The organism is Streptomyces sp. NPDC003011 (assembly GCF_053591515.1).
This window is the reverse complement of record NZ_JBSFTY010000038.1, coordinates 74,127-85,091: the sequence shown is the minus strand read 5'-3', so window position 1 is coordinate 85,091 and position 10,965 is coordinate 74,127. Positions and strand designations below refer to the sequence as shown.

The 10,965-nt window shown below is 69.0% G+C and carries 8 protein-coding genes; 5 read left to right on the top strand and 3 right to left on the bottom strand.

Translation table 11 applies throughout. The annotated features are described in order from the left end of the window. The 3 genes from ACWD0J_RS20705 to ACWD0J_RS20695 form a co-directional block, all read left to right on the top strand. Window positions 1-2,717, top strand: a 2,717-nt coding sequence (locus tag ACWD0J_RS20705; RefSeq protein ID WP_451497269.1) for an RHS repeat-associated core domain-containing protein, incomplete at its 5' end; no start/stop codon positions are given. Window positions 2,718-2,749: 32 nt separating this feature from the next. Further along, entirely contained in the window at window positions 2,750-3,187 is a 438-nt protein-coding gene (locus tag ACWD0J_RS20700) for a hypothetical protein (RefSeq protein ID WP_451497268.1), read from the top strand. 642 nt (window positions 3,188-3,829) lie between these two features. Beyond that, window positions 3,830-4,225: a hypothetical protein gene (locus ACWD0J_RS20695; protein ID WP_451497267.1), complete on the top strand. Its 396-nt coding sequence runs from the start codon at window positions 3,830-3,832 to the stop codon at window positions 4,223-4,225. Window positions 4,226-4,892: 667 nt separating this feature from the next. Here the strand turns inward: ACWD0J_RS20695 and ACWD0J_RS20690 are convergent. Both ACWD0J_RS20690 and ACWD0J_RS20685 read right to left on the bottom strand, forming a co-directional pair. Next, window positions 4,893-6,245: a class I SAM-dependent RNA methyltransferase gene (locus ACWD0J_RS20690; RefSeq protein WP_451497266.1), complete on the bottom strand. Its 1,353-nt coding sequence runs from the start codon at window positions 6,243-6,245 to the stop codon at window positions 4,893-4,895. Window positions 6,246-6,321: 76 nt separating this feature from the next. Beyond that, entirely contained in the window at window positions 6,322-8,370 is a 2,049-nt protein-coding gene (locus ACWD0J_RS20685; RefSeq protein WP_451497265.1) for an APC family permease, read from the bottom strand. Window positions 8,371-8,766: 396 nt separating this feature from the next. Here ACWD0J_RS20685 and ACWD0J_RS20680 point away from each other — a divergent pair, with 396 nt between their 5' ends. Then, the gene (locus tag ACWD0J_RS20680; protein ID WP_451497264.1) at window positions 8,767-9,438 is read left to right on the top strand and encodes a potassium channel family protein; all 672 of its coding nucleotides are present in this window, start codon (window positions 8,767-8,769) and stop codon (window positions 9,436-9,438) included. Continuing rightward, complete coding sequence (locus tag ACWD0J_RS20675; protein ID WP_451497263.1) at window positions 9,438-10,115, top strand: potassium channel family protein; 678 nt, start codon at window positions 9,438-9,440, stop codon at window positions 10,113-10,115. Before ACWD0J_RS20680 ends, ACWD0J_RS20675 begins: the two co-directional genes overlap by 1 nt. A gap of 94 nt (window positions 10,116-10,209) precedes the next feature. On the opposite strand, the gene ACWD0J_RS20670 is transcribed toward ACWD0J_RS20675, so the two are convergent. Further along, on the bottom strand, window positions 10,210-10,965 hold the full coding sequence (locus tag ACWD0J_RS20670; RefSeq protein WP_451497262.1) for a DUF3159 domain-containing protein: 756 nt from the start codon (window positions 10,963-10,965) through the stop codon (window positions 10,210-10,212).

The following is a 10,965-nucleotide window of genomic DNA, read 5'->3' as shown; positions in this document are numbered from 1 at the left end:
ACGGCCGCGTCACCCGCCACCTCATCGACCACCGCTGCCGGGTGATCGCCACCACCGACCCCCTCGGCCACACCACCCACTTCACCTACGACACCAGCGGCAACCCGCTGACCCGCACCGACCCACTCGGACGCACCACCACCCACGCCTACGACGAGAACGACCGGCCGGTCGCCGTGCTCCGCCCGGACGGCAGCCGACTCGCCATGAAGCCCGGCCCGTTCGGGAGGTACACGGACCTCCACGGCCCGGACGGCAGCCGCTGGGTCCAGAGCTTCGACGAGCGCGGCAATCGGGTAGCGGTCACCGATCCGGCCGGCCATACGACCCAGTACGCCTACGACGCTCGGGGATGCCTGACGTCGATCACCGACGCGCTGGGAGCCGTCACCACAGTCCGCTGCGACGCCATGGGCCAGCCCGTGCAGGTCATCGACCCTGCCGGCGGGACCACTCAGATTCAGCGCGACGTCCTCGGACATGCAAGACGCGTCACCGACCCCACAGGCGGCGTCACGTGCCTCGAATGGGACCCCGACGGCAATCTGGTCCGCCGGGAGACCCCGAACGGCACCACCGAGTCGTGGACCTACGACGGCGAGGGCAATCGCCTCACCCACACCGACCCGGCCGGCGGGGTGTCCCGCTTCGAGTACACGCACTTCGACCTGGTGGCGGCCCGCACCCAGCCGAACGGAGGCCGGTACGAGTTCGGGTACGACGCCGCCCTGCGGCTCACCCAGGTCACCAACCCGCAGGGCGCACGATGGACCTACGAGTACGACGCAGCCGGTCGCATGGTCTCGGAGACCGACTTCGACGCCCGCACCCTCATCTACCGCTACGACGCCGCCGGACAACTCGTCTCCCGAACCGACTCGCTCGGACACGTCATCTCCTTCGAGCGAGACCAACTCGGCCAGGTGATCCGGAAGGACGCCGACGGCGAGATGACCACCTACGGCTACGACCGGGCCGGACGTCTGCTGCAAGCGTCCGGCCCGGACAGCGAACTCCTCTACATGTACGACCGCCTGGGACGGGTCAAGTCCGAGCTGGTGGACGGCCGCGCCATGAGTTACGCGTACAACGCCGTGGGCCGCCGCACCCGCCGTATCACTCCCACCGGCCACGTGACCACCTACACGTACAACGCCAATGGCCGTCCCGAACGCCTGACCGCTGGAGGGTCCCCGGTCGCCTTCACCCATGATGCCGCGGGCCGTGAAACGGCTCGTGTCTTCGCGGACTTCGCCGACCCCCTCACCGTCACCTCGGCCTGGGACGAGGCCGGGCGGCTGTCCGCCAGTCACCTGACCGCCGGCGGCCGTACTCTCAACAGCCGTACCTACTCCTACCGCCCGGACGGCCACCTCAGCTCAAGCAGCGACCTCCTGTCGGGCACCCGCGTCTTCGACCTGGACGCGGTCGGCCAAGTCACTGCCGTCCGCGCTGAGGGGTGGACCGAGCAGTACGCCTACGACGCGTGCGGCAACCTCACCGAGGCGTCCTGGCCCGCTTCCCACCCTGGCAGCGAAGCCACCGGACCGCGGACTTACGCCGGCACGGCGATCATCCGCGCCGGAGCCGTCCGCTTCGAGCACGACGCCATCGGCCGCATCACCCTGCGGCAGAAGACCCGTCTGTCCCGCAAACCCGACACCTGGCGCTACGAATGGGACGCCGAGAGCCGGCTCACCTCGGTGATCACCCCGGACGGCACCCGTTGGCGCTACCGCTACGACCCCCTGGGCCGCCGCGTCGCCAAACAGCGTCTGGCAGACGGCGAGAACGTGGCGGAGGAGATCCGGTTCGCCTGGGACGGCATGACCCTCTGCGAACAGACCGTTCACCGCCCCGACCTCCCGAACACAGTCGCCCTCACCTGGGACCATCGGTCCGGCGTTCCCCTCTCACAGACCGAGCGCATCCTCACGGCGGACACCCGTCAGGACGAGGTGGACCGGCGCTTCTTCGCCATCGCCACCGATCTCGTCGGGACCCCTACCGAGTTGATCGGCCAGGAGGGCGACATCGCCTGGCGCACCCGCGCCACCCTCTGGGGCACCACCGCCTGGAGCAGTGCCAGCACGGCCTACACCCCGCTCCGCTTCCCCGGTCAGTACTACGACCCGGAAACCGGCCTGCACTACAACGTCTTCCGCCACTACGAACCTGAAACTGCGCGATACCTCACCCCCGACCCCCTCGGGCTCACTCCCGCGCCCAATCCCGCCACCTACGTCCACAACCCCCACACCTGGTCCGACCCCCTCGGGCTCAGCCCGTATCCGCGTGGCGAAAAAGGCAACCCCTTCGAGAACCGTGCGGATGCGGAAAAGGCCGCCTACGAGCTCGCCGGTGTGCGTTACGGCGAAGAGCCGATCGCTGAGTGGGTAGTCACCGGGGACAAGCAACTGAAGCACGTGCCGGATTATATTTACTCACCCGACCCGGCACATTGGGGTAATTTCCGGCAATTCGAAACAGACAGCGGCTCGCGTGTCGTCGTCGAGCACACCCACGATCCGGCAGGCCCTCACTTCCATGCCGGCAAACCGAAGATTGACGACACCCGGAACCTCGTCAACTTCGGCTGGGACAACGCCAGGGTGCAGCGGCCCGATGGGAGTCTTGGCTATCCGGAGTCCATGGAGAGATATGCCAAGATAAACAAACCGGGTGGCGATCATCACCTGTTCTACGAAGGCGGCTGAATGCCGTGAGGGCCGACGAAAGGTCAGAGATCATGAACGACCGGCAGGAACCGGAGTGGCTGGACGCCCTTGGGCGCTGCGGGCTTGAGGTGACGGGGAAGGCGGCATCCGACGGCCCACCTGTGAACGCCGGCATCTATGCGGTCAGCGGATTCGAGGTGGAGCCGGTCACCGCAATCCCCGCCTCCTCCCCCCACGCCGCCGACGAACTGGACGAGGCGTGGCATCGCCATGCTGCACAGGTTTCGCTCTACGGCGAGGACGGAGAGTTCCTGATCCTCCCGCCCGTACCTGGCGGGAGCCAGGTCGGCTGGGTGCGGGTGAAAGACCCGGTCGGCAAGAACCTCCCGTCCCGTATCTGCGCGGCGACGGGTTCACCCGAGTTCATTGCCGTTTCGGTTGACGGCCGCCACCTGTGTGCCATCTCGGTCGAAGAATCCGACTACTGGGTCGTGGTGCACGAATTCTGAGGTCCGATGAGCGTCACGAGCCTCATTTCCCGGTCGGTTTGAGTGATGCTTTCGGTCGGTGTGCTGGTCAGGGCCCGCTAGATCTACCGGTACGATCACAGGAATCAGGGACCGGCGGTCGGGTTCATCGACCCGGCATCCCAGAAGATGGTCATGCTGCACGCCGATGGTAGATTCTGGTCGGCCTGGAGACTCGGTGACAGACGGTTCCAGGGAATCATCGACAAAGGGTTTCTGTGGTGACCGGTCCAGAATACGGAAAGTCATCGGACCTGAGGATCGTGCTCGATACGGACGGCACTTTCACCTCGTCCTGGCTGCTTGGGAAGTCGGTGCCCCGGTGCCGGTGGGCGCGCAGATCGACGCGGCGCTGGCTCGCCGGATCACGGACGGCTGCCGTGCCGTCGGGGCCTCCCACATCCTCACCACGAGCCTCGCCGGCAACCCCGGTGCCACGTCCCGGCTTCCCGCCGACGCGGACTGCACGGGCATCCGCCCAGCGCACCTGCTGCGCACACCCGATGCACAAGGAGCCGTGCTTTTTCCGGAAGAAGGCTATGCACTGATCGCGGGAACCCCCGCTTTCATGGCCGCGGCAGTCAACGAGGGCACCGACAACAGCACGCGCACGCTTCGGCCGTCATGCGCGGGCTCTCCGGAAACGTCACCCTCACTCGCGGCCGTGGCCGCCTCGCACCCCCCGGCCAGAGGGCGTGGTCCCACCCGGGCGACGTCGACCCGGGCAGTGCGGCAGCACGACAACTGACGTTGCTGGACGCATTCACCGACGGGACGTGCAGCGCACCGGACTTCGCCCATGGCTGGTGGGAGGCCCGGCGTGTTTCCCAGGCGAACGGGGAGCGCGTCCTGGGGGCGCTCGAGGATCTCTTCGACCAGGTGTTCATGATCCTCGAAGACTACTCGGTCGACCCTGAACTCGCGGAAGCAGGCGATCTCGACGACGCCGGACTCCAGACCGCCGTTCGCGCGGCCTGGGAGGCGTTTCGTCGCCGCGAAACCGGCCGGAGCCGGCAGTGAACGCCTCTCGGCTTCACTGATCAGCGAGGCGCCGAGATCTACAGCTCTGATGCCGACGGGCCTGGCGGCCCGGAGTGGGACGGCTACTGCTTCCGGTTCGTCCCGAACCATGCCGCCCGGCACCTGGAGCCCTCGCTGCACGAACCCCTCGACGAGAGGTGCTGTGCCGCGACATAGGGGTCGGCCTCGCACCCACGCCGTCCTCGACGCGGCCGGACTCGGCGCTCTTGTCTCCCCGCACGACACCACATCGTCATCGGCGGCCGCCTCGCCTACTGGCTGCCCTGGCTGAGACCTGGCATCGACGCCCGCCCCGGCCCGCGCCGGACCGCCTTCCTCACCCTTCCCCGTCACCGTCATCCCCGACACCCTCGGCCCCGACGCCGCCCTCACCGCCGGACGCGAACAGATCCTCGCCGATCCCACCGCCGTACCCCGGGGCACGTGACGCCGGAACGCGACGGGCGGAGGGAGCGTCATCCGAGCGTCAAGACAACCTGCCGCCGTGCTGGCCTGCACCGAACGAGGCACAGCCGCCGTCCCCGTAGTGCTCGCAAAGCAGCAGGTCAGTGACGCTCAGGCGCATCGGACGTGGTTCACGTCATGCATTTCGGGAAACAGATCGAGCGCACAGGTCACGCCTGAGATATCCACAAGAACCCGCAGGTCAGGCACCCTTAGCCACCGGCTCCAGAATCGCCACGCACTCCACATGATGCGTCATCGGAAACAGATCGAACACCCGCAACGTCCGCACCCGATACCCCCCCTCCCGGAAGTACTCCAGGTCCCGCGCCAGCGCGGCCGGATCGCACGCCACGTACGCGATCTTCCGTGCCCCGAGCGACGACAGGTGGCCGACCGTCTTCCGGCCCGCCCCCGCCCGCGGCGGGTCCAGGACGATCAGGTCGACCTCGGTGATGCCGGTGCGCGGGAGGACCGACTCGACCTTGCCCTGCTCGATGCGTACCCGCTCGAAGCCGGCCAGGTTGTGCCGGGCGTCCTCCACCGCGCGCTTGCCGGACTCGATACCGAGGACCGCGCCCTGGTCGCCGAGCCGGTCGGCGAGGGCGCCGGCGAACAGGCCCGCGCCGCAGTACAGGTCCAGCGCCATGTCGCCCTTGCGGGGCAGCAGGCCCTGCATGACGGCCGTCACGAGGGTGTCCGCGGCCTTCGGGTGGACCTGCCAGAAGCCGCCGCTGCCGACGCGGTACGTCCGGCCGTCCGCGCGCTCGCGGACGAAGGCGCGGCCGTGGACGCGGTGGACGCCGCCGTCGTGTTCCTCGACGCGCATCACGGAGACGGGCCTGTCGAGTTCGACGAGGGGCAGGCGGGCACCGGGACGCGGCTCCAGGATCACCATGCGGTCCTGCGAACCCGTCGCCGCGATCGCCTCGACGGACTCCATGCCCGCCCAGTCGCGCTTCTCGATGCCCAGCTCGCTGACACCCTCCGCCGCGATCATGCAGTGGTCGATCGGTTCCACCTCGTGCGAGCGGTGGCGGCGCAGTCCGGCGTTGCCGTCGGGGTCCACCGCGTACTGCACGCGGGTGCGCCACTGCGGCACCTGACCTGCCGGGACCTTGTCGCCCTCGGCCGGCATCACCGTGCCGTCCCAGCCGGCCTCCTCCGGCGTGAGGCCGGCGAGCCGCTGCAACTGCTCGGTGACGACCTCGCCCTTGAGCCGGCGCTGGGCGCCCGGCTTGGCGTGCTGCCAGTCGCATCCGCCGCAGCGTCCGGGACCGGCGTACGGGCAGGGCGCCTCGATGCGGTCCTTGGACGGCGTCAGCACCGACACGGCGTCCGCCCGCAGGAACCGGGCGCCCTCCTCGCCCTCGGTCACCCGCGCCACGACCCGCTCACCGGGCAGCGCGTGCCGGACGAACAGCACCTGCCCCTCGTCCGTACGGGCGACGCAGTGACCGCCGTGGGCGACGGGACCGACCTCGACCTCGTACTCCGCCCCCACCAGCGACGCCGCCGACGAGTCCGCCTGCGGTTTGTTCGGTTCTGCCTGCATGGCGGGGTGACTCCAGATACGTCAAGGGGGGAACTGCCGGACAACAGCCCACCAGTCTACGTGCTGTCCGCACAGGTCAGTTCTTCGCGCCGGGCTCCTTGCTCCGGTCCTGCGCCGGTCCGCGCCGCACGGCGCCGGGCGCGTTCCAGTCCTGCCGCCTGCGGGCCCGCTTCTTCGCCGCTTCCGAGGACTGGAGCTGGTAAGGCACCGAGGTCACCATGACACCCGGTGTGAACAGCAGCCGGCCCTTCAGCCGGAGCGCGCTCTGGTTGTGCAGCAGCTGCTCGTACCAGTGGCCGACCACGTACTCGGGGATGATCACGGAGACCGCGTCGCGCGGCGACTCCTTGCGCAGGCTCTTCACGTACTCGATGACGGGCCGCGTGATCTCGCGGTACGGCGAGTCGAGGATCTTCAGCGGTACGTCGATCCCGCGCCGCTCCCACTCCGCGCGCAGCGCCTTGGTCTCGGCCGGGTCGACGTTGACGCTGAGCGCCTCCAGGGTGTCCGAGCGCATCAGCTTGGCGTACGCCAGCGCCCGCAGGGTGGGCCGGTGCAGCTTCGAGATCAGGACGACCGAGTGCACCCGGGACGGCCGGACCATGTCGTCGCTCGGGCCGTCGGGGGCGGCGATCTCCTCGGACACCCGGTCGTAGTGCTTACGGATGGCCGTCATCGTCGCGTAGAAGATCACCATGCCGAGCAGCGCGACCCACGCGCCGTGCGTGAACTTGGTGACGAGGACGACGACCAGCACCAGTCCGGTGAAGAAGGCGCCGAAGGTGTTGATGGCCCGCGAGCGGATCATGCGGCGGCGCTTGGCCGGGTCCTTCTCCGTGGACAGGTGGCGGTTCCAGTGGCGGACCATGCCGGTCTGGCTGAGCGTGAACGACACGAACACGCCGACGATGTACAGCTGGATCAGCCGCGTCGAGTCGGCCTCGTAGATCCACACCAGCAGTCCGGCCGCGCCGGCGAGCAGCACGATGCCGTTGGAGAAGGCGAGGCGGTCGCCGCGGGTGTGCAGCTGGCGGGGCAGGTAGCGGTCCTGCGCGAGGATCGAGCCGAGCAGCGGGAAGCCGTTGTACGCGGTGTTCGCGGCCAGGAACAGCACCAGCGCGGTGGCCGCCGCCAGCACGATGAACAGCAGGCTGCCCTTGCCGAAGACGGCCTCGGCGACCTGGGAGATCACCGGGTTCTGCACGTAGTCGGAGCCGACCGCGACACCGTTGTGGATCAGGTCGACGGCCGGGTTCTCGGCCATGCGGACCTTGGTGAACGCGGCCAGCGCGATGATGCCGCAGAACATGGTGACGGCGAGCAGGCCCATCGCCGCGAGCGTGCTCGCCGCGTTCTTCGACTTGGGCTTGCGGAAGGCCGGGACGCCGTTGGAGATCGCCTCGACCCCGGTGAGCGCGGCACAGCCGGAGGAGAAGGCGCGCAGCAGGAGGAAGACGAGGGCGAAGCCCGCCAGGCCCTGGTGCTCGGGCTTGATCTCGTAGTCGGCGGTGGGTGCCCGCATGCTGTCGTCGAGCACCAGCCCGCGGAACGCGCCCCACGCGATCATGATGAAGACGCCCGCGACGAAGACGTACGTCGGGATCGCGAACAGCGTGCCCGACTCCCGTACGCCGCGCAGGTTCATCAGCGTGAGCAGCACGATCACGGCGACCGCGCAGAACACCTTGTGCTCGACCACGAACGGCACCGCGGAGCCGAGGTTCTCGATGCCGGACGAGATCGACACGGCGACGGTGAGGACGTAGTCGACCAGCAGGGCGCTGGCGACCGTGAGACCGGCTTTGGGGCCGAGGTTGGTGTTGGCCACCTCGTAGTCGCCGCCGCCGCTCGGGTAGGCGTGCACGTTCTGCCGGTAGGAGGCGACCACGGTGAACATCAGCACCACGACCGCGAGCGCGATCCAGGGGCTGAAGTGGTACGCCGACACGCCCGCGATGGAGAGGACCAGCAGCACCTCTCCCGGCGCGTACGCCACGGAGGACAGCGGGTCGGAGGCGAAGACAGGGAGGGCGATGCGCTTCGGCAGGAGTGTTTCCCCGAGCCGGTCACTGCGCAGTGCGCGCCCGATCAGGATCCGTTTGGGCACGTCGGTCAGTTTGGACACAACAGAGGATCGTAAGGCGTCGAACAGGAGGCCGCCCACCCGCCACCCTCCATCTGCCTGACGAGTGAATTAACCGCGGGCCCGCGCTGCGGGTTCCGTGGCCGCGGCGGTCGCCATGTCTATATGACAAACCCCGTCCGTCCGCGCCCCCGGAGGTTTCATGCACACGACCGCAGAGCTGATCGGCGCCGCGGCCAGCCTCGTCGGTCTCGGCATCCTGACTCTGGCCAGCGTCCGCAGCATCAGCCGCCGGTGAAGGACCTCCCGCAACGGAGAGACGGCACAGCGGCAACCGTGCACAGGGGTGCCGTCGTCCTACCGCACGTGTGTAGCTTGGGCGTCGGTCTGAGACCCTGATGTGGCTGAGCAGTACCTATTGACACCGGAAGGACGGTCGTGCACATCGTCATCATGGGCTGCGGGAGAGTGGGTTCCGCTCTCGCCCAGACCCTGGAGCAACAGGGGCACACGGTCGCCGTGGTCGACCAGGACCCCACCGCCTTCCGACGACTGGGCTCCGGGTTCGGGGGCCGTCGCGTCACCGGCGTCGGCTTCGACCAGGACACCCTGCGCGAGGCGGGCATCGAGGAGGCCGGCGCGTTCGCCGCCGTCTCCAGCGGCGACAACTCGAACATCATCGCCGCGCGCGTGGCCCGCGAGATGTTCGGCGTCGAGAACGTCGCGGCCCGGATCTACGACCCCCGGCGTGCCGAGGTCTATCAGCGCCTGGGCATCCCGACCGTGGCGACCGTCCGCTGGACGGCCGACCAGATGCTGCGCCGGCTGCTGCCGTCGGGGGCGGAGCCGCTGTGGCGTGATCCCACCGGTGGGGTGCAGTTGGCCGAGGTGCACACGTCGACGTCCTGGGTGGGCCAGCGGATCAGCCGTCTCCAGGAGGAGACCGGGGTACGCGTGGCGTTCCTGACCCGGCTGGGCGAGGCGGTGCTGCCCACCTCGCAGACGGTGCTGCAGGAGGGCGACCTGGTGCACGTGATGATGCGCACCGACGAGGTCGACAAGGTCGAGGCGGCGTTCGCCAAGGGTCCCGAAGAGGAGGGCGGTCACTGATGAGGGTCGCCATTGCCGGTGCCGGTGCGGTGGGCCGCTCGATCGCGGGCGAACTGCTGGAGAACGGCCATGAGGTGCTGCTGGTCGACAAGGCGCCGACCGCCATCTCGGTCGAGCGCGTCCCGCAGGCGGAATGGCTGCTCGCCGACGCCTGCGAGATCACGTCCCTGGACGAGGCGGCGCTCCAGCGCTGCAACGTCGTGATCGCCGCGACCGGCGACGACAAGGTCAACCTGGTCGTCTCCCTGCTGGCGAAGACGGAGTACGGCGTCCCGCGCGTCGTCGCCCGGGTGAACAACCCGAAGAACGAGTGGCTGTTCAACGAGTCCTGGGGCGTGGACGTGGCCGTCTCGACGCCGCGCCTGATGTCCGCCCTGGTCGAGGAGGCGGTCAGCGTCGGGGACCTGGTCCGCCTGCTCCGCTTCAGCCACGGTGACGCGAACCTGGTCGAACTGACCCTGCCCGAGGAGTCGGCCCTGGCCGGCACGCAGGTGGGCGACGTGGAGTGGCCGGAGGACACGTCCCTGGTGACGATCATCCGCGGCACCCGCGTCCTCACGCCGACCCGGGACGACTCCCTGGAGGCGGGCGACGAGCTGCTCTTCGTGGCCGCGCAGGCCCGCGAGGAGCAGCTGGAGGACCTGCTGTCGGTACGCCGGGAGGAAGCGCCGAGCTGAGCACCGGCGCTACGACGAGGAAGGGCGCCCCGACGACTCGGGGCGCCCTTCCTGCTTGTCTCTGAGGCCGCCGGGACCTGCCGGCGCCGGGACCCTACGCCTCCCGGTGGTGCCGTCCGCCCGTCGCGTCCTCGCGCTCCGCGGCCGACGCCGCCTTGCGCTCCTCCTCGGCCTTCTCCTGCGCCTCCATCTCCGCGAACACGTCGATGGGAGCCGGTGCCTTCGCCAGGAACACCCACGTCAGCCACACGGCGAGCAGGAACGGCGGGATCTTCAGCGCGATCAGGACCCAGCCCAGCTGAGTGGTGTCGGCCCACCAGTACAGCGGGAAGAGGATCGCGCACTTGGCGAGCAGGATCGCTCCCCAGGCGTAACTGGCCTTCGCGTACGCCTTCTTGCGCCCGGGGTTGCGGGTGCGCCAGGAGAGGTTCTCCTTGAAGACGGGGCCGAGGATCAGCCCGATCAGCGGGACACCGCACAGCGTGGTGATGATGTAGGCCAGCCCCAGGCCCAGCGTGTAGAGCATGCCGGGCAGGTAGAAGTCCTTGGCGTTGCCGGTCATCATCGCGAAGACGACACCGAAGGCCACGCCGAAGACACCGCTGAAGGCGTGCTTGACGGTGTCCCGCATCACCAGGCGGACCACGACCAGCAGCAGCGACACACCGAGCGCGGCGATCGCCGACAGGTGCAGGTCCTTGTTGATCGTGTAGATGGTGACGAACAGCAGGCCGGGCAGCACCGTCTCGACCATGCCCCGCACACCGCCGAACGCCTCGAACAGCGCGGCCTCCGTCACCGCCCGGGCATCCTGCTCCGTGTCTTGGGTCGGCTTGTCGAGCGACGTCAC